The following is an 18,441-nucleotide window of genomic DNA, read 5'->3' as shown; positions in this document are numbered from 1 at the left end:
GAGCGCATATGCACAGTTACGATTTCACCTTGATCCTGGCGTTCTTCGTCCTGGTTCTGCTGCCGGCGCCCTTTATCGGGCGTTACCTGTACCGGGTGATGGAGGGCGAAAAAACCTGGCTCAGCCCCGTGCTGCAGCCGGTCGAGCGGCTGTGCTACCGGATCGCCGGTGTCGATAGCAACCGCGAGCAGGACTGGAAAACCTACAGCCTGGCGTTGCTGGCCTTCACCCTGATCAGCCTGCTGACGCTGTTCGCCATCCTGATGCTGCAAGGCAGTTTGCCGCTCAACCCGCAGCAATTGCCGGGGTTGGAGTGGACGCTGGCGTTCAACACCGCCGTGAGTTTCGTCACCAATACCAACTGGCAGGCGTATAGCGGCGAAGCGCAGATGAGCTATTTCAGCCAGATGGTTGGCCTGGGCGTGCAGAACTTCGTCAGCCCGGCTGTCGGTCTGGCCGTGCTGGTGGTGTTCTGCCGCGGCATCGCCCGGCGTTCGAGCAATAGCGTCGGCAACTTCTGGGTCGATCTGACTCGCGCCACGCTCTACGGCCTGCTGCCGTTCTGCCTGGTGCTGGCGCTGTTTCTGGTTTGGCAGGGCGTGCCACAAACCTTCCTCGAATACGTAACCGCGCACACCATCGGTGGCACCGATCAGGTTGTGCCACTTGGGCCAGCAGCCAGCCAGATTGCCATCAAGCAGCTGGGCACCAACGGCGGCGGTTTCTTCGGCGTCAACTCGGCGCATCCGTTCGAGAACCCCACGGCCTGGAGCAATCTATTCGAGGTGGCCTCGATCATTCTGATCCCCGCTGCGCTGCTGTTCACCTTCGGCCATTACGTCAAAGACCTGCGCCAGAGCCGTGCGTTGCTGGCCTGCATGCTGATTCTGTTCAGCGTCGGCCTGGGTGGCACGCTGTATGCCGAGCATCAGCCGAACCCTGCGTTGGCCGCATTGCCGATTGAGCAAAGCGGTTCGCTGGAAGGCAAGGAAAGCCGCTTCGGCACCACGGCCTCGGCGCTGTGGGCAGTGACCACCACGGCCGCCTCCAACGGCTCGGTCAACGCCATGCACGACAGCTTTAGCGCGCTGGGCGGGATGATCCCGATGTTCAACATGATGCTTGGCGAGGTGATCTTCGGCGGCGTTGGCGCGGGGCTCTACGGCATGCTGCTGTTTGTGCTGATCGCGGTATTTCTCGCCGGTCTGATGATTGGCCGCACCCCGGAATACCTCGGCAAGAAGCTCGAAGCGCGCGAAGTCCGCCTGCTGGTGGCCACCTTGCTGGTGATGCCGATTGGTGTGTTGGTATTCGGCGCTCTGGCGGCCAGCCTGCCGGGCCCGGCGGCCTCGGTGAGCAACCCAGGTGCACACGGCTTTAGCCAGATTCTCTATGCCTACACCTCGGGTACCGCCAACAACGGTTCGGCCTTTGGCGGCTTTGGTGCCAACACGCCGTATCACAATCTGATGATTGGTCTGGCCATGTTGCTCGGTCGTTTCGGCTACATCCTGCCGATTCTGGCGATTGCCGGCAGCCTGGCGGCGAAGAAACGCGCGCCGGTGGGCAGCAACAGCTTCCCGACCCACGGCCCGCTGTTTGTCACCTTGCTGACCCTGACCATTCTGCTGGTCGGCGGCCTGACCTTCCTACCCGCACTGGCCCTCGGCCCGATTGCCGAGCACATGACCATGTTCCAGGGCTTCTAAGGGAGAACCATGATGAATGCCCAAACTCAAGTAAAAAGCCCGGCGCTGAACAGCGCCCAGCAACACCCGAAAACCTCGCTCGCTGCGCTGTGGAAACCGGCGCTGCGCCAGGCTTTCGTCAAGCTTGATCCACGTCAGCTGCTGCGCTCACCGGTAATGCTGGTGGTCGAGCTGACTGCCGTGGTCACCACCGTGCTGTGCTTTATCCCCAACCCTCAGGTCTCCACCGGCCTGGCCGTGCAGATCGCTCTGTGGCTGTGGTTTACCGTGCTGTTTGCCAACTTCGCCGAAGCGCTTGCCGAAGGTCGTGGCAAGGCCCGTGCAGACAGCCTCAAGGCTGGCAGCCAGGGTCTGAATGCGCGGCGCAAGAATGGTCAGCAGTTCGAGACCGTGGCGGCCAGCAGCCTGCGCCGGGGCGATATCGTGCGGGTTGAGGCCGGCGAACTGATCCCTGGTGACGGCGAAGTCGTCGAAGGTATCGCCGCAGTCAACGAAGCGGCGATCACCGGCGAATCCGCGCCGGTGATCCGTGAGTCCGGCGGCGACCGTTCGGCCGTGACCGGCAACACCCGAGTGGTCTCCGATTGGTTGCTGGTGCAGATCACTGCCAATCCAGGCGAGTCGACCCTGGACCGGATGATCGCCCTGGTCGAAGGTGCAAAACGGCAGAAAACGCCCAACGAAGTGGCGCTGGATATCCTGCTGATCGGCCTGACCCTGATCTTCCTGCTGGTGGTGGCGACGCTACAGCCGTTCGCTCGTTTTGCCGACGGCGACCTGCCGCTGGTGTACCTGGTGGCGCTGCTGGTGACGCTGATTCCCACCACCATCGGCGGCCTGCTCTCGGCCATTGGTATCGCTGGCATGGACCGTCTGGTGCGCCTGAATGTGATCGCCAAGTCCGGCCGCGCGGTGGAAGCGGCGGGGGACGTGCATGTGCTGCTGCTCGACAAGACCGGCACCATCACCTTTGGTAACCGCCGTTGCAGCGCGCTGTACAAAGCGCCGGGGGTATCCGGCAAGCAGCTTAGTGATGCAGCGTTGCTGGCTTCGCTGGCGGATGACACCGCCGAAGGCAAGTCGATTGTCGAATACCTGCGTGCGCTGAATACCATGGTTGAGCCTGAGCGCAGTGCGATCAAATCGATTGCCTTCAGTGCCGAGACGCGTCTGTCCGGCGCCGACTACAACGGTCACAGCTATCGCAAGGGTGCAGTGGATGCGGTGCTGCTTTATCTGAGCATCGAGCGCAGCGACGTGCCGCCGGTATTGGCCCGTGAAATCGAAAAGATCGCCCAGAGTGGCGGCACTCCCTTGCTGGTAGCCGGTGACGGTCAGTTGCTCGGCGCCATTCATCTCAAGGACGTGGTCAAGCCGGGTATTCGCGAACGCTTTGCCGAGCTGCGCGCCATGGGCATCCGCACCGTGATGGTGACTGGCGACAACCCGCTGACCGCAGCCGCCATTGCCGCTGAAGCGGGCGTCGATGACGTGATTGCTGAAGCCACCCCGGAGAAGAAGCTGCAGCGCATCCGCAGTGAGCAAGCCGAAGGCAAGATGGTCGCGATGTGCGGCGACGGTGCCAACGACGCACCGGCGCTGGCCCAGGCCGATGTGGGCCTGGCGATGAACGACGGCACCCAGGCGGCGCGCGAGGCGGCGAATCTGGTCGACTTGGACAGTGATCCGACCAAATTGCTCGACGTGGTGCAGGTGGGCAAGGAGCTGCTGGTGACCCGCGGCGCGCTGACCACCTTCTCGGTGGCCAACGATGTGGCCAAGTACTTCGCCATCCTCCCGGCGCTGTTTACCGGCATCTACCCGCAGCTTGGCGCGCTCAACCTGATGCAGCTGCACAGCCCGCAGAGCGCGATCCTCTCGGCCATCGTGTTCAACGCGCTGATCATCGTAGCGCTGATTCCGCTGGCCCTACGTGGGGTGCGTGTACAGGCCGCCGATGCTGCCAGCCTGCTGCGGCGCAACCTGTTGATCTACGGCCTGGGCGGCCTGGTGGCGCCCTTTGTCGGGATCAAGCTGATTGATCTGCTGTTGGTGGCCGTCGGCCTCGTTTAACCAACTGCGATCCGTAGCCCGGATGAACTCCGGGCTCGGATTGCATCCGGCTACACAGAATCTGGAGATTCATCATGCTCAAACAAATCCGCCCAGCCATTAGCGTGCTGGCCTTTATGACCCTGGTCACCGGTGTGGTTTATCCCCTGACCGTTACCGGTGTGGCGCAGCTGGCGTTCCCGGCGCAGGCCAATGGCAGCCTGTTGCACAATCAACAAGGCGATGTGCTCGGTAGCGCCTTATTGGCGCAACCCTTCGAGGGCGCGCAGTGGTTTCAGCCGCGTCTATCGGCCGGTGGTTACGCCACCGTGGCCAGCGGTGCCAGCAACCTGGCACCGAGCAACCCGGCGTTGGCCGAGCGTATCGCCGCAGATGCCCAGCGCTTGCAGGCAGAAGGTCAGGGCGCAGTACCCATGCAGCTGGTGACCACCTCGGCCAGTGGCCTCGATCCGCATCTGTCGCCGGCAGCGGCGCAGTTTCAGATCGCCCGAATCGCCGCAGCACGTGGCATCCCGGCGGCCAGCCTGGAACGACTGATCGAACAGCACGTGGAAAAGCCACTGGTAGGGCCGGCAGTGGTCAATGTGCTGGCGCTGAACCTGGCGCTGGCCGACAATTCGCCTCCCGCAAAAGCTGAGTAACTTGCATGAGTGATGCCGTACGCGCCGATGCCCTGCTCGATGAGATGCCGCGAGAAGGGCGCGGCCGGCTAAAGGTCTTCCTCGGTGCGGCGCCCGGCGTAGGTAAGACCTACGCTATGTTGCAGGCGGCGCAGGCGCAATTGCGCCAGGGCGTCGACCTGCGCGTTGGTGTGGTGGAAACCCACGGCCGTGCGGAAACCGAGGCGATGCTTACCGGCTTGCCGCAACAGCCGCAGCAGCGTCTGGAATACCGTGGCGTGGCGCTGAGCGAGATGGACCTCGACGGCATTCTGGCCAAGCCACCAAAGCTGCTGCTGGTCGATGAGCTGGCGCACAGCAATGCCCCCGGCAGCCGCCACAGCAAACGTTGGCAGGATGTGCAGGAGCTGCTGGATGCCGGCATCGACGTGTACACCACGGTCAACGTGCAGCACCTCGAAGCGCTGAATGATCAGGTGCGCGATATCACCGGCGTGCAGGTGCGCGAAACCCTGCCGGATTGGGTGTTGCAGGAAGCCGACGAGATTCTGCTGATCGACCTGCCGCCACGCGAGCTGCTGGAGCGCCTGCGTGAGGGCAAGGTGTATGTGCCGGAACAGGCGCGCGCCGCCATCGATGCATTTTTCAGCCAGACCAACCTCACCGCGTTGCGTGAACTGGCGATGCAGACTGCTGCTGCGCGGGTCGATGCGGACCTCAGCCGACGCTACCGCCAGCAAGGTCAGCAAGCGCCTGCGCTGCGTGGCCGCTTGCTGGTCGGCATTGACGGCGATGCTCAGGCCGAGCGCCTGGTGCGGCATGCTTGCCGGGTGGCCGAGCGCCGTCATCTGCCCTGGTCGGTGGTTTATGTGGACACCGGCGGTGAGCGCGATGAAACCCGTTTGAGTTACTTGCAGGGCGCGCAGCAATTGGCCGAACGCCTAGGCGGCGAGGTGGTCAGCCTGCGCGGCAGCGAGGTGGCGAAAACCCTGATCGAGCATGCCCGCGAACGCCGCGCCAGCCTGATTCTGGTCGGCCGCAGCCGACAACGTCTGCGGCGTATCTGGCACCTCGGCCGGGGCCTGGCTGAGCGTTTGCTGCAACTGGGGCAGGGCCTGGAAATCAGCGTGCTGGATACCGAGGCAAGCCATACTCCGGCCCTGTCGCGGCGCCGCCAGCCTGTAGTCTGGCGTGACTATCTGCTGGCCTTGCTGGCGACGCTGCTGGCCTCTGCCGTTGCGCTGGGTTTATCCCGTGTACTGGCGTTGCCGAATATCTCGCTGATTCTGCTGGCGGCGGTATTGGTGGTGGCGGTGCGCAGCAGCCTGGGCCCGGCCATGGCATGCGCGGGGCTGTCGTTTCTGGCGTACAACTTTCTGTTTATTCCGCCGACCCTGACCCTGACCATCGACCGTCAGCAGGACGTGCTGACCCTGTTGTTCTTTCTGCTTATGGCTGGGCTGACCGGTAACCTGGCTAGCCGCCAGCGCCAGCAATTACAGGCCCTGCGTGAGACGCAGCGAGAGACCAGCGCACTGCTGGAACTGTCGCGCAAACTGACAGCGGCCACCGACCGCCAGGCGGTTCTGGCTGCGGCCATGCAGCAGCTGGGCCTGTGGCAGGACGTCGAGGTCAGCTTGCTGTCGCGTAGTCCGGATGCGCTGTGGAAGGTGGAGGCGGGGGCGCAGCGCCTGCTCACCGATCTGGAGCGGGCGGCGGCGGACTGGTCCTGGCAGCACGATCAGCCCGCCGGACTGGGCACCGGTACCTTGCCGGACGGGCGCTGGTGGTGGTTGCCGTTGTCGGGTGAAGAGGGGCCGTTGCTGCTGCTCGGCATCAGCCCCAAGGACGGCAGGGCCTTACCTGCCGAGCGACGGCGCCTGCTCACGGCGCTGGGCCAGCCCCTGGCCCAGGCGCTGGAACGCGCGCAGCTGGCGGAGGATCTGGAAGCCGCGCGCCTGCACGGGCAGACCGAGGAGCTGCGCAGCGCGCTGCTGGCCTCGGTGTCCCATGACCTGCGCACACCGCTCACCGCCATGCGCGGCTCAATCGACAGTCTGCTGGCGCTGGGTGAGCAGATTCCCCTGGCGGATCGCCGCGAGCTGCTGGAGGGCACCCGCGATGAGGCCGAGCGCCTCGACCGCTATATCCAGAACCTGCTGGACATGACCCGTCTTGGCCATGGCGGGCTGAAGCTGGCGCGTGACTGGGTGGCCCCGGCGGATATCGTGGCCAGTGCGACGCAGCGCCTGCGCCCGGTGTTATCCGCTTTGCAGCTGGAAATACAGGTGCCGCAACAGCTGCCGCTGCTCTATGTGCATGCCGCGCTGATCGAGCAGGCGTTAGTCAATGTGCTGGAGAATGCTGCGCGTTTTTCCCCGCCCCAGGGGCGTTTGCGTGTGGCCATCGAGGCGGATGCCGAGGAACTGCGCTTTATTGTCAGTGACCAGGGGCCGGGTATTCCTGAGCATGAGCGCACGAAGATTTTCGATATGTTTTATACCGCCGCCCGTGGTGATCGCGGCGGGCAGGGCACTGGTCTGGGCCTGGCGATCTGCCAGGGCATGCTTGGCGCCCATGGCGGCCGGGTGACGGTGGGCGAAGGGTTGGATGGCCTGGGCGCGAGCCTGACCCTGCACTTGCCGTTGCACACCCAGCCGCAGATGGATGAAGAACAGTGATGGATAGCCGATGAGCCAAAACCCCGCGACCATTCTGGTTATCGATGACGAAGCGCAGATTCGCAAATTCCTGCGCATCAGCCTTACGGCCCAGGGCTACAAGGTGCTGGAAGGCGCTACGGGGCAGGAAGGCCTGGCCCAGGCCGCGCTGGGTAAACCGGACCTGGTGGTGCTCGACCTCGGCCTGCCGGACATGGACGGCCAACAGGTGTTGCGTGAGCTGCGCGCCTGGTCGCAAGTGCCGGTACTGGTGCTGTCGGTGCGCGCCAGCGAGGGCGAAAAGGTCCTGGCGCTGGATGGCGGCGCCAATGACTACGTGACCAAACCGTTCGGCATTCAGGAATTCCTCGCCCGCGTGCGCGTGTTGCTGCGCCTGGCCGGCGGTGTGGAACAGGCCAGCGCGGCGGTCAGCAGCGGCCCGCTGCAGGTGGATTTCGCCTACCGCCGGGTCAGCCTCGATGGTGTTGAAGTCAGCCTGACCCGTAAGGAATATGCGGTACTGGCGCAACTGGCGCGGCATATCGGCCGGGTAGTGACTCAGCAGCAACTGCTCAAGGACATCTGGGGCCCGACCCACGGCGAGGACAGCCACTACCTGCGCGTGGTGGTCGGCCACCTACGGCAGAAACTCGGCGACGACCCCACCGCACCGCGTTTTATCGTCACTGAGGCAGGTGTTGGCTATCGCCTGCGTGAAGCCTAACGGTCACCGCGTTCGTACTTATCTAGCGTATCGCGGGCGATCTGTCGGCCGAGCATGATCAGCTCCGGCGCCTTGTAGAACTCGAAGAAGCGGCACACGCGCTTGGGCACGTTGATCAGAATGTCCGGCGGATAGCCGGCGATCTTGTACTGGGCCAAGGATGTCTGCATCACCTCGAAACTCTGGTTGATCAACTCCAGCAATGAGGCTGGGCCGCTGAGGTCGGCGACCCGTGAGCCGCTGGCAGACTTAGGTGCTGCCGCTTTGTCCAGGTTGCCACGGACGTTCTGTTGCCAGGGGTTGATGGCTTCAGGCAGCACGGCGTGGCTCTGGTCTTCCAGCAGAAGCAGTTCGTCGTCCTCGCCCTGTTTGCGTTTGAAGGAGGGCAGGCGCGAGCCGAGGGAACTCATCAGCAGATCGAAGCGGCCCTTGAGCGCGGGAGCGCGTTCGATCACCGGCAGCTCGTAGTGCTGCTGGTTGGTCGAGTTGAGGTTGACCGCGATAATCAGGTCGCAGTGGCTGGAGACCACCGGGACAATGGGCAGCGGGTTGAGCAGGCCACCATCGACCAACATGCGTTTGCCTTGCACCACCGGGGTGAACAGGCTGGGAATTGCCGCTGAAGCGCGCATGGCCTGGTGCAGGCAGCCTTCCTGGAACCAGATTTCCTGCTGGTTGGTCAGGTCGGTGGCCACGGCGGTGAAAGGAATCGGCAGTTCTTCGATGTTGATCTCGCCGACTATTTCGCGAATCTTGCCGAAGACCTTTTCACCGCGAATCGCCCCCAGGCGAAAGCTCACATCGAGCAGGCGCAGCACATCCAGATAATCCAGGCTCTGCGTCCATTCGCGGTATTCATTGAGTTTGCCGGCGGCGTAGATGCCGCCGACTACCGCGCCCATGGAGCAGCCGGCAATGCAGGCGATTTCATAGCCACGGGCTTCCAGCTCCTCGATTACGCCGATGTGCGCATAACCGCGCGCACCACCGGAGCCCAGTACCAGCGCAATGCGCTTACTCATCCTGATGTTCCTCGTAACTATTAATGCAGCGAACATACGCGCCGTGCCGCGCGCCGCCAAGGCGCGATTTGCTAGTATCCACGGCATTCGGGCCTAAGTGCGACGGCAATTGGAGGCGTTGGCACTTTTGCCTGTTTTGCACGTCTTACTGGCTGTATTGATGCATCGCAATGAGTCTGGCGATGTGTCCTTATACCGAGTGAAACGTATGTCTCTTTGCAGGAGTTACCAGATGAAACTGTTGATCGTGTTGCCCATGTTGCTGTTGGTGCTAAGCGGTTGTGCGGGAAAAACGGCCTATCGCACCAGCTGCGCCAATCAGCTGGACGCCGCCTGGCGCGAGTTGGATCTGGCCAAGGCCGAAGGGTTTGCCGGCACGGTGAGTTATTCCAAGGCGGTGTCGCTGCTGACTGCGGCGAAAACCCAGCAGCAGTTCGAGGGCTACAAGGGCTGTACGGCGAAGTCCGAGCGCGCCCGTTTCTATATCCGTGAGTCGCGAGCTGGCCGCTGATGCAACTGGATTTCAACGCGCTTGAACCGCTCGAACGCTACCGCTGGTTGGCCTCGACTATCACGCCTCGACCGATTGCCTGGGTCTCCAGCCAATCGGACGCAGGGGTCAGCAACCTGGCGCCGTTCAGCTTTTTTCAGGTGATCAGCGATGACCCGCCGACCCTGATGGTCAACATTAATCATCGTGCGGATGGCGGACTGAAGGACACGCTGCTGAATGTGCAGGCCAGCGGCGAGCTGGTGATTCAGCTGGTGTCCTTCGCCCAGGCCGAGGCGATGAATGCCAGTGCGGCGGTGCTGCCCTATGGCATCAGCGAGTTCGAGCAGTGCGGTATCGCCAGCCTGCCATCGCAGCGGGTGGCGCCGCCTCGGGTAGCTGGTGCGGCAGTGGCCTTTGAATGCCGGGTAGCGCAGATCCAGGCCTACCCAGCGGATAAGCCCAATTGCCATCTGATCTTCGCCGAAGTGCTGTTGGCGCATATCGACGATGCGGTGCTCAATGAGCAGGGCCGTATCGACAGCCAGCAACTCGACCTGATTGGACGTCTCGGCGGCAGTGGTTATACCCGCACCTTGCAGCGCTTTGAGTTGCAACGCCCCTAGGGGCGTTGCCGCCGCAACAGCCACTTCTCCGCTTCAACACAGACGCATACCCCCAGCGCTACCAGCAGGCACCAACCCCAGGCATATGCTGGCAGGGCGGCAGTGGCGAAGACCTGCTGCATCGCCGGCCAGTAGGTGAGCAGCAGTTGCAGGCTGAGCAACAGGCCGATCATGCTCCAGATCATCGGATTATCGCGTAGGCCGAAGTTCGCCGACCCTTCTAGGCGACGGCTGCTGAACAGGTAGCCGATTTCGCCGGCAACCACTGCGTTGACCGCCAGGGTGCGGCTGCTTTCAAGGCTCCAGCCAAGAGTCTGGGTGTAGAGGAATAGGCCCAGGCTGGCCAGGGTCATCAACGCTCCGATAAACAGCACGCGCCAGAGCAGATGGCGGCTGAGCAGATTGACCCTGGGATCGCGTGGCGGGCGGCGCATCAGGTCGGCTTCTGCCGGCTCAAACGCCAGGGCCAGCGCCAGGGTCACGGCGGTGATCATATTGATCCAGAGAATCTGCAGCGGAGTGATCGGCAAGGTCAGGCCCAGGGCGATGGCCGCCAGCAGGATCATCGCTTCGCCGCCATTGGTGGGCAGGATAAACAGGATGGTCTTCTTCAGGTTGTCATAGACCGTGCGGCCTTCCTCGACCGCATGGGCGATGGTGGCGAAGTTGTCGTCGGCCAATACCATTTGCGCGGCTTCCTTGGCCGCCTCAGTGCCCTTGATGCCCATGGCGATGCCGATGTCTGCGCGTTTCAGGGCCGGCGCGTCGTTGACGCCGTCGCCGGTCATGGCCACCCGCGCGCCGCAGGCTTGCAGGCGCTCAACCAGGCGCAGTTTGTGCGCAGGGCTGGTGCGGGCGAACACGTTGGTGGTGGGTATCAGCTGATCGAGTTGGCTGTCGCTGAGGCTGTCGAGATCGGCCCCAGTCAGCGGTTTGCCATCCCCCAGGCCAAGGCGCTGGGCAATGGCGCTGGCGGTGCCGGCATGGTCGCCGGTGATCATCTTTACCGCGATACCTGCGCTGTGGCAGTCGGCGATGGCGGCAATGGCTTCCTCGCGCGGTGGATCGAGCATACCGACCAGACCGAGCAGCACGTAATCGCCGTCCAGGTCCTGATAGTCGAGACTCTGCTGCGGTTCGCCGAGCGGCCGAATGGCCAGGCCGAGCATGCGCAGCCCCTGGCGGGCGCCGCTGTCTAGGGCCTGGTGCCAGTGGCGTGGGTCGAGCGGTTCGGGATGGCCGTCGCGCCATTGGCGGTTGCAGGCTTCGAGCAGGCGTTCCGGAGCGCCGATCATATAGATCAGGCCATGGTGGGCATGATCATGGTGCAGGCTGGCGGTGCAGCGTTGCTCGGAACTGAAGGGGATGGCATCGACCTGCGGCAGATTACGCGCTTCATGCTGCAGCTCCAGACCGACCTTGCCAGCCAGGGTCAGCAGCGCGGCTTCGGTGGGGTCGCCGGTGATGCACCAGCCGTTCTCGCCGCTGCGCAGGCTGGCGTTATTGGCCAGCAGGCCGGCACGGGCCAGCTCGCGCAGGTCTTCAGCGGCGTCCAGTTGGCAGAGCAGGCCGTCATCGCAGTGAATGCTGCCCTGCGGGGCATAGCCGACGCCCTCGACGCGGTAATGATGTGCGGCGGTAAATACTTGCTGCACGGTCATCTCGTTGCGCGTCAGGGTGCCGGTTTTGTCCGAGCAGATCACCGTGACCGCACCGAGGCTTTCCACCGCTGGCAGATGGCGAATGATCGCCCGGCGCTTGGCCATGCGCTGCACGCCGAGGGCGAGGATGATCGTCAGCACCGCCGGCAGGCCTTCCGGAATTGCAGCCACCGCCAGGCTGACTGAGGCCAGCAGCATGTCCTCTGCGCTGTACCCCCGCAGCAGCACGCCAAAGGCAAAGGTCAGCAGCGCCAGGGCAAGAATGCCCAGGGTCAGGTGGCGAGCAAACTTAGCCATATCGACCAGCAGCGGCGTTTGCAGGCTGACCACGCTTTCCAGCATGTGGCTGATCTTGCCCAGCTCGGTCTGCTTGGCCGTGGCCACCACCACGCCCGCAGCGCTGCCGGCATTCACCAGTGTGCCGGAATAGGCCATGCTGCGGCGGTCGGCCAGGCTGGCCGAGGCGGCTACGGCGTCGTGGTGTTTATCCACGGGTAGGGATTCACCGGTCAGCGCGGCCTCGTCAATGCGCAGATCACGGGTCTCCAGCAGGCGCAGGTCAGCAGGCACGCGGTCGCCGGCCTCCAGCAGCACCCAGTCGCCGGGCACCAGTTGTTCGGCGGCAATGCTGTGCACCTGGCCGTTACGACGTACCCGGCTTTCCAGGCTGAGCATCTGCTGAATCGCCAGCATGGCGTGCTGGGCTTTGCCTTCCTGGACAAAACCGACCAGGGCGTTGATCAGCACCACGGCAAAGATCACCGTACTGTCGAGCCACTCGCCCAGCAAGAGAGTAAGCAGGCAAGCGCCGAGCAGGACGTAGATCAGCAGGTTGTGAAACTGCAGCGCAAAGCGCTTAAACGGCCCGTTGGCCTGTGGTTGTGGCAGCAGGTTGGGACCATGCTCGCTGAGGCGTTGGGCGGCGTCGGAACTGTCCAGACCTTGGGCACTGCTGTTGAGGTTCTGCAGGCCTTGTTGCCCTGGCTGGGCGTGCCAGTCATGACCTGATGGCGCTTGCATTCAATGTGCTCCAGCGCTGTTCGGGTCTTTAGCCTAAACACCACAAACGAGGTGGGTGTTAGCTTGGATCAATTGAATGGCTCACAAGTTCGTCAGTAAAGATTTCCAGCCGCTATGCCGTGGCAACGCGGCGCAGTAGCATCGTCAATCGGTCTTAAAGGAGTGATACATGCGCGCCAAACTGGAAACTGTGCTGCAGACGGTCAATCACGTGCTTCTGGGCAAGGAACCGCAGGTGCGTCTGGCGCTGACCTGCCTGTTGGCCCAGGGCCATCTGCTGATCGAGGACTTGCCCGGCATGGGCAAAACCACCCTCAGCCATGCCCTGGCCAAGGTATTGGGCTTGAGTTTTCAGCGCATACAGTTCACCTCCGACCTGCTGCCAGGTGACATCCTCGGCACCTCAGTTTTCGACAAGGACACCGGGCAATTTATCTTCCATCCGGGGCCGATTTTCGCCGAGCTGGTGCTGGCCGATGAGATCAACCGCGCCACGCCGAAAAGCCAGAGTGCGCTGCTTGAAGCCATGGAGGAGGGTCAGGTGACCATCGAAGGTGCGACTCGGCCGCTGCCTGAGCCGTTCTTTGTAATCGCCACGCAGAACCCGGTCAGTCAGGGTGGCACTTTCGCCTTGCCTGAGTCGCAGCTGGATCGCTTTTTGATGCGTCTATCGCTTGGCTACCCAGGCAAGGCGGCGGAAAAGGCCCTGCTGCTGGGCGACTCACGGCGTTCGCTGTTGCCGACGCTGCCGGCACTGCTGGATCACGCTGAACTGGCTCTGCTGCAGGCCGAAGTACCGAAAGTGCGTGCCAGCGATGCATTGATCGACTACGTGTTGCGCCTGGTCGATGCCACCCGTACTCAGCCGCAATTCGCCTGGGGCCTGTCGCCTCGGGCCAGCCTGGCGCTGCTTGCGGCTGCGAAAGCCTGGGCCTTCCTCGCCGGGCGAGATTACGTGATTCCAGAAGATGTGCAGGCCGTGCTGCCGTCAGTGGTCGGCCATCGCCTGCGTGAGCGGGCGGACCCGGCCGGACATGGTGCCGGCAGCCTGGTGCAGTGGTTGCTGCGTGAGGTGCCGGCGCTTTGATCGCCCAGCTCCGACCGCGCTGGAACCGCTGGCTGGCGCGGCGCATTCCGGCAGCCAGCAGCGTACGCCTGAACCAGCGGCGGATCTTTATCATCCCCAGCCGTGTTGGCGCGGCCTTTATGCTGGCGCTGCTGTTGATGTTGCTGGCGGCGATCAATTACCAGAACAGCCTGGCCTATGGCCTGACCTTCCTGCTGGCCTCGGTGTTTGTAGTCGCCATTCTGCACACCTACCGCAACCTGGCCGGGTTGATCCTCAAGGCCGGCAGTGCGCCGGCAGTATTTGTTGGCGAGCCAGCCGGTTTTCGCGTGCGCCTGGAAAGCAGTCAGCGGCCTCATCAGGCCGTCAGCCTGGGTTGGCCACCGGCCGAATTGCAGACGCTGGATGTGCCAGCCGAAGGCGTGAGCGAATGCCAGCTAAACCTGCCAGCGTTGCAGCGCGGTTGGCTAAGGCCCGGTCGTCTGCGGGTCGAGAGCCGTTTCCCCCTGGGGATTCTGGTGGCCTGGAGCTGGGTCGATCTGGATCAGCGCGTACTGGTTTATCCGCGTCCCTTGCCCGGTGATCTGCCGCTGTCCGCCGGCGCCAGTGAGGATCAGGACGAGGAGGGCAGTCGGCCCCACGGTCAGGGCGTGGATGATTATCAGGGGCTGAAGACTTATCAGCCGGGCGACTCGAAGCGTCGCTTGCACTGGAAAGCCTATTCCCGTGGCCAGGGTTTGCTGGTCAAGGATTTTGCCTCGATCACCGGGCGTGACCTGTACCTGGATTTCGATGCATTGGCCGGTGATGTCGAAACCCGTCTGTCGCTGCTTTGCCATTGGGTGCTGCAGCTGTCCGAGCGTCAGCAACCCTTTGCCCTGAGCCTGCCAGGCCAGGTGCTGGGCGCCGATAGTGGCGAGTTGCACCGGGATGCCTGCTTGCGCGCTCTGGCGCTATTCGGGCGTGCAGCATGAGCCGGGTTACTGCGATTCCGCGCATCAGCCTGACCTGGCTGCTGGTGGCGCAGGTGCTGGTGATCCTTCCGCATCTGATGCATTTACCGTTGTGGATTATTGGTCTGTGGCTGGGCAGTGCGGCCTGGCGTATTCAAATTTTCCGCATGCGTGCGCGCTACCCGAATGCCTGGGCCAAGGGCGGTTTGATGCTGGCCGCAGCGCTCGGGGTGTTTCTTTCCCGCGGCAGCCTGATCGGTCTGGATGCCGGGGTGGTGCTGCTGATCGCGGCATTCGTGCTCAAGCTGCTGGAGATGCGCACGCGGCGTGATGCATTGGTGCTGATCTTTCTCGGCTTCTTTGTTGTGGTCACTGCCTACCTATTCGATGACAGCATGCTGATGGCGTTCTACAGCTTGTTGCCGGTTACCGCCTTGCTCGCTGCGCTGATTGGTTTGCAGCAGAGCAGCCTGGCCACCCAGCCCTGGCCGACCGCACGCTTGGCCGGGGGACTGCTGCTGCAGGCGCTGCCGGTGATGCTGCTGCTGTTTGTGTTCTTCCCGCGCATGGGTCCGCTGTGGTCGTTGCCGGTGCCGAATGACAAGGCCACCACCGGGCTGTCGGACAGCATGGCGCCGGCGGATATTGCCGATCTAAGTCGCTCCGCTGCCCTGGCGTTTCGCGCCAGTTTCAACGGTGAAACCCCGCCGCGCAGTGAGTTGTACTGGCGTGCGCTGACTCTGGATAGCTTCGACGGGCGGCGTTGGTCGCAATCCAATTACGCCGAGTTTGGCCCTGGCGCGCAGTGGCAGAAACGTGGTGAGGCGCTGAGTTACAGCATCGTGATGCAGCCGAGTACACAGCGCTGGCTATTTGCCTTGGATGTGGCGGAAACCACATTGGAGCAGACTCGGCAGATGAGCGATTTCCGTCTGCAGCGTCGGCAGCCGGTGGATCGCTCGCTGATCTATCAGGCCACCTCCTGGCCGCAGGCGCTACGCGAGCCTAAGCCGTCTCAGGAAGCCCTGCGCCGCGCCCTGCAGTTACCGGATCAAGGCGAGCCACGCAGCCGCGCTTGGGCTGAGCAGCTTAAGCGCGAGCATCCGCAGCCCGAATTGTTGGTGCAGGCACTGCTTAGCCATTTCAACCGCGAGCCCTTTGCTTACACCCTGACTCCGCCAACGTTAGGGGTGAACAATATTGATGATTTCCTGTTTGAAACCCGCAGCGGCTTCTGTGCGCATTACGCCGGAGCTATGACCTACGTGCTACGCGCTGCGGGCATCCCGGCGCGGGTGGTGGCGGGTTATCAGGGGGGCGAATACAACCCGGCGGGTAACTATGTGCAGGTGCGCCAGTTTGATGCCCATGCCTGGGTTGAGTACTGGCAGGAGGGACGGGGCTGGGTCAGTGTCGATCCGACCTTCCAGGTGGCGCCCGAGCGGATCGACATGGGCCTGGAAGAGGCCCTGGCAGGTGAGCAGAGTTTTCTCGAAGACTCGCCTTTCTCGCCGTTGCGCTATCGCAACCTCAGTTGGCTGAATGAGTTGCGGTTGGCCTGGGACAATATCAATTACGGCTGGCAACGCTGGGTGTTGGGCTACCAGAGTCAGCAGCAGCTGGAGTTTCTTCAGCGTTGGCTGGGGCGGGTGGATGCCCAGTCGCTGGTGATCGGCCTGGTCGGTGGTGGGGCGCTGCTGCTTGGTTTGCTATCACTTTGGCTGTTCAAGCCATGGCAGCGTGAACGTGATGTGCAGCAGCGGCTATTCCGTCGTTTTGAGGGTTTGTTGGCGCGCCATGGCGTGCCGCGTAAACCCGGCGAAGGACCGCGCGACTATGCCGTGCGGGCATCCCAGCTGATGCCAGCCCAGGCGCAAGCGATTGGCGATTTTGCGGCGGCCTTCGAGGCGCAGCGTTATGCCGGGCAAGAACTCTCTACCCTGCAGTTACGCCTGCACCTGAAGGCCCTCAGGCGCGCGCTGCCTTGGCGGCTTACTCGCCTGGAACCTTAGTACCGCGACCATTGGCCACTTGTGGCTAATCAATAAGCGCATAGTCTGGGTAGTGATTTCACAGGAGTGAGGCAATGCAGGGCTTGATTGATGAGGTGCCACGACACGTACTGCGGGTTCAGATGCGCTTATTTGCCTGTCGTGAACGGCTGCGGGTGACCACCGATGGCGAGGCCCTGCACGATCTGCGTATTGCCTTGCGCCAGTTGCGCAGCTTGCTGCGGCCGTTATTTTCGGTCGCCGCCTGTGAGGCGTTGCAGCAGCGGGCGGCAGAACTGGGCCGCTTGACCGGTCCGCTGCGCGACCTTGAAGTGCTGCAGGACTATCTGCAACAGCAAGGGCTCGATAGCGCCGCTAAATCTCGGCTACCACTGTTACAGCAGGGCTACCTGCAGCTGTTGGACTGCGCGCCGTTGGCCCACCTGCTCACTGCTCTGGATGACTGGCCGTGGCAATGGCGTCAGGCGGCTAGCAACGGACAACTGCGTGGTTTGGACAAGTTGATCAAGCAACGCTTGCGCAAGGATCGCAAGCGCCTGAAACAGGCACTGCTTGACCCTGCACATGACCGTCATCGCCTGCGCTTGCTGGTCAAGCGTCTGCGTTATGCCGCCGAGGCCTATCCGCAGGTGGCCGGTTTTTCCGGTCGTCTGCGCCTGCAGCTTAAACAGGCGCAGTCCGCGCTGGGTGATTGGCATGACCACTGGCAATGGTTGCAGCGCGCCGAAGCCGAAGCAGATTTGCAACCGTGCGTAGCGGTTTGGCGGGCGGCGATGCTCGACGCCGAGCAGCAAGCTGATCTGGCCTTGCAGGCATTGGCCACAGGTTTTGCGCGCGCTGACGACTGAGTTGGCTGAAAAGTCGTTAAACCTTCGGCGTGTTTGGCCGAAATGGCGTGTCATTCGTTGGCGTCTTTGCCCTAAGATCACCCGCATCTTCAGTGTTGAGGTGCTTATGGGCTTTTCCGAGTTACTCCAGGCAGTGCGTGATAACCCTGAGGCGGTGCGGATTCCTGCCGCATGGGGTCAAGGCCGTGCCAGTTTCGGCGGTTTGGTGGCGGCGCTGGCCTATGAGGCCATGCGTGCTCAGGTGCCAAGCGGGCGACCGCCGCGTTCTCTGGCGATTACCTTTGTTGGCCCTGCGGCGCCTGACGTACCCGTGTGCTTTGAGGTGGAAGTGCTGCGTGAAGGCAAGGCCGTCAGCCAGGTATTGGGGCGGGCAATCCAAGATGGGCAAGTGGTGACCATCGTCCAGGGGAGCTTCGGTGCTGGGCGCGACTCGCGTATCGCCGTGTCGGCAGAGCCGGCACCGGAGGCCAAGGCCGTGGAAGCCTGCCAGGAAATGCCTTATATCCCGACTGTAACCCCTGAGTTCACCCGTTTTTTGGCCATGCGCTGGGCGTTTGGTGGTTTGCCTTTCACCAATAATCCGTCGCGGGACATGGGCGGCTGGGTGCGTCTACGTGACCAGGAAGCGGTCGAGGTGGTCACTGAGGCTCACCTGCTGGCTTTGGTGGATGCGTGGCCGCCTGCGGTTTTGCCACACCTGAGTGCGCCAGCGCCCGGTAGTACGTTGACCTGGACGATTGAGTTTGTGCAGCCAATGACGGCGCTGACGACGCAGGACTGGTGTCTGTACCGGGCGCACATTGAGCATGCCCGCGATGGCTACGGCCATGTGGCCGCAGCAATGTGGAGCGCCAAAGGGGAGTTGCTGGCCATCAGCCGGCAGACAGTGGCGGTGTTCGGTTAAGCGCTGATTACGGCCGTTGCCGTGACGTACTGCAACGGCTGAATTGCCCGTTC

Annotated in this window: 14 protein-coding genes; 12 read left to right on the top strand and 2 right to left on the bottom strand. The window is 63.0% G+C overall.

Annotation, left to right across the window (positions count from 1 at the left end):
• Positions 1-8: 8 nt before the first annotated feature.
• The 5 genes from kdpA to HCI85_RS10925 all read left to right on the top strand — a co-directional run bounded on the left by kdpA (position 9) and on the right by HCI85_RS10925 (position 7,786).
• Positions 9-1,709, top strand: coding sequence for a potassium-transporting ATPase subunit KdpA (gene kdpA / locus HCI85_RS10945; RefSeq protein ID WP_167144731.1), 1,701 nt, complete (start codon positions 9-11; stop codon positions 1,707-1,709).
• Positions 1,710-1,721: 12 nt separating this feature from the next.
• The gene (kdpB, locus tag HCI85_RS10940; protein ID WP_167144730.1) at positions 1,722-3,782 is read left to right on the top strand and encodes a potassium-transporting ATPase subunit KdpB; all 2,061 of its coding nucleotides are present in this window, start codon (positions 1,722-1,724) and stop codon (positions 3,780-3,782) included.
• Positions 3,783-3,856: 74 nt separating this feature from the next.
• Positions 3,857-4,423 carry a potassium-transporting ATPase subunit KdpC gene (gene kdpC, locus HCI85_RS10935; protein WP_090253400.1) on the top strand — a complete coding sequence of 189 codons (567 nt, stop codon included), beginning with the start codon at positions 3,857-3,859 and terminating at the stop codon, positions 4,421-4,423.
• Between the two features lie 5 nt (positions 4,424-4,428).
• On the top strand, positions 4,429-7,083 hold the full coding sequence (locus HCI85_RS10930) for a sensor histidine kinase (RefSeq protein WP_167144729.1): 2,655 nt from the start codon (positions 4,429-4,431) through the stop codon (positions 7,081-7,083).
• 10 nt (positions 7,084-7,093) lie between these two features.
• Positions 7,094-7,786, top strand: a complete 693-nt coding sequence (locus HCI85_RS10925) for a response regulator (protein ID WP_167144728.1) — start codon at positions 7,094-7,096, stop codon at positions 7,784-7,786.
• Here the strand turns inward: HCI85_RS10925 and HCI85_RS10920 are convergent.
• A complete protein-coding gene (locus HCI85_RS10920) occupies positions 7,783-8,808 on the bottom strand; it encodes a patatin-like phospholipase family protein (protein ID WP_167144727.1) in 1,026 nt (341 codons plus the stop codon). The two genes, HCI85_RS10925 and HCI85_RS10920, sit on opposite strands and share 4 nt — an antisense overlap.
• A 232-nt stretch (positions 8,809-9,040) precedes the next feature.
• On the opposite strand from HCI85_RS10920, the gene HCI85_RS10915 reads away from it, so the two are divergent.
• Positions 9,041-9,319: a hypothetical protein gene (locus HCI85_RS10915; protein ID WP_090253413.1), complete on the top strand. Its 279-nt coding sequence runs from the start codon at positions 9,041-9,043 to the stop codon at positions 9,317-9,319.
• Positions 9,319-9,924, top strand: a complete 606-nt coding sequence (locus HCI85_RS10910) for a flavin reductase family protein (RefSeq protein WP_167144726.1) — start codon at positions 9,319-9,321, stop codon at positions 9,922-9,924. Before HCI85_RS10915 ends, HCI85_RS10910 begins: the two co-directional genes overlap by 1 nt.
• Here the strand turns inward: HCI85_RS10910 and HCI85_RS10905 are convergent.
• Positions 9,921-12,605 (bottom strand): cation-transporting P-type ATPase, encoded by a 2,685-nt coding sequence (locus tag HCI85_RS10905; RefSeq protein ID WP_167144725.1) that lies wholly within the window; start codon positions 12,603-12,605, stop codon positions 9,921-9,923. The two genes, HCI85_RS10910 and HCI85_RS10905, sit on opposite strands and share 4 nt — an antisense overlap.
• A 169-nt stretch (positions 12,606-12,774) precedes the next feature.
• Between HCI85_RS10905 and HCI85_RS10900 the strand changes: the two genes are divergently transcribed.
• From HCI85_RS10900 to HCI85_RS10880, 5 genes are all read left to right on the top strand, one after another.
• A complete protein-coding gene (locus HCI85_RS10900; protein ID WP_090253419.1) occupies positions 12,775-13,692 on the top strand; it encodes an AAA family ATPase in 918 nt (305 codons plus the stop codon).
• On the top strand, positions 13,689-14,645 hold the full coding sequence (locus HCI85_RS10895) for a DUF58 domain-containing protein (protein WP_167144724.1): 957 nt from the start codon (positions 13,689-13,691) through the stop codon (positions 14,643-14,645). Before HCI85_RS10900 ends, HCI85_RS10895 begins: the two co-directional genes overlap by 4 nt.
• On the top strand, positions 14,642-16,636 hold the full coding sequence (locus HCI85_RS10890) for a transglutaminase TgpA family protein (RefSeq protein WP_167144723.1): 1,995 nt from the start codon (positions 14,642-14,644) through the stop codon (positions 16,634-16,636). The genes HCI85_RS10895 and HCI85_RS10890 overlap by 4 nt, the downstream gene beginning before the upstream one ends.
• Before the next feature lie 74 nt (positions 16,637-16,710).
• Positions 16,711-17,484: a CHAD domain-containing protein gene (locus tag HCI85_RS10885; protein ID WP_167144722.1), complete on the top strand. Its 774-nt coding sequence runs from the start codon at positions 16,711-16,713 to the stop codon at positions 17,482-17,484.
• Positions 17,485-17,590: 106 nt separating this feature from the next.
• Positions 17,591-18,388: an acyl-CoA thioesterase gene (locus HCI85_RS10880; RefSeq protein WP_167144721.1), complete on the top strand. Its 798-nt coding sequence runs from the start codon at positions 17,591-17,593 to the stop codon at positions 18,386-18,388.
• Positions 18,389-18,441 lie beyond the last annotated feature (53 nt).

Origin of the sequence: Pseudomonas sp. OTU750018 (assembly GCF_011636575.1) — a bacterium.
GTDB lineage: Bacteria > Pseudomonadota > Gammaproteobacteria > Pseudomonadales > Pseudomonadaceae > Aquipseudomonas > Aquipseudomonas peli.
The sequence above is the reverse complement of the archived record's forward strand: the minus strand, read 5'-3'. Positions and strand labels throughout refer to the sequence as shown.

Bases quoted from the DNA above. Each gene is read 5' to 3' on its own strand.
- HCI85_RS10915 (WP_090253413.1), top strand. From the start codon at position 9,041: ATGAAACTGTTGATCGTGTTGCCCATGTTGCTGTTGGTGCTAAGCGGT.
- HCI85_RS10905 (WP_167144725.1), bottom strand. From the start codon at position 12,605: ATGCAAGCGCCATCAGGTCATGACTGGCACGCCCAGCCAGGGCAACAA.
- kdpB (WP_167144730.1), top strand. From the start codon at position 1,722: ATGAATGCCCAAACTCAAGTAAAAAGCCCGGCGCTGAACAGCGCCCAG.
- HCI85_RS10885 (WP_167144722.1), top strand. From the start codon at position 16,711: ATGCAGGGCTTGATTGATGAGGTGCCACGACACGTACTGCGGGTTCAG.
- HCI85_RS10880 (WP_167144721.1), top strand. From the start codon at position 17,591: ATGGGCTTTTCCGAGTTACTCCAGGCAGTGCGTGATAACCCTGAGGCG.
- HCI85_RS10900 (WP_090253419.1), top strand. From the start codon at position 12,775: ATGCGCGCCAAACTGGAAACTGTGCTGCAGACGGTCAATCACGTGCTT.
- kdpC (WP_090253400.1), top strand. From the start codon at position 3,857: ATGCTCAAACAAATCCGCCCAGCCATTAGCGTGCTGGCCTTTATGACC.
- HCI85_RS10890 (WP_167144723.1), top strand. From the start codon at position 14,642: ATGAGCCGGGTTACTGCGATTCCGCGCATCAGCCTGACCTGGCTGCTG.
- kdpA (WP_167144731.1), top strand. From the start codon at position 9: ATGCACAGTTACGATTTCACCTTGATCCTGGCGTTCTTCGTCCTGGTT.
- HCI85_RS10910 (WP_167144726.1), top strand. From the start codon at position 9,319: ATGCAACTGGATTTCAACGCGCTTGAACCGCTCGAACGCTACCGCTGG.
- HCI85_RS10930 (WP_167144729.1), top strand. From the start codon at position 4,429: ATGAGTGATGCCGTACGCGCCGATGCCCTGCTCGATGAGATGCCGCGA.
- HCI85_RS10925 (WP_167144728.1), top strand. From the start codon at position 7,094: ATGAGCCAAAACCCCGCGACCATTCTGGTTATCGATGACGAAGCGCAG.
- HCI85_RS10920 (WP_167144727.1), bottom strand. From the start codon at position 8,808: ATGAGTAAGCGCATTGCGCTGGTACTGGGCTCCGGTGGTGCGCGCGGT.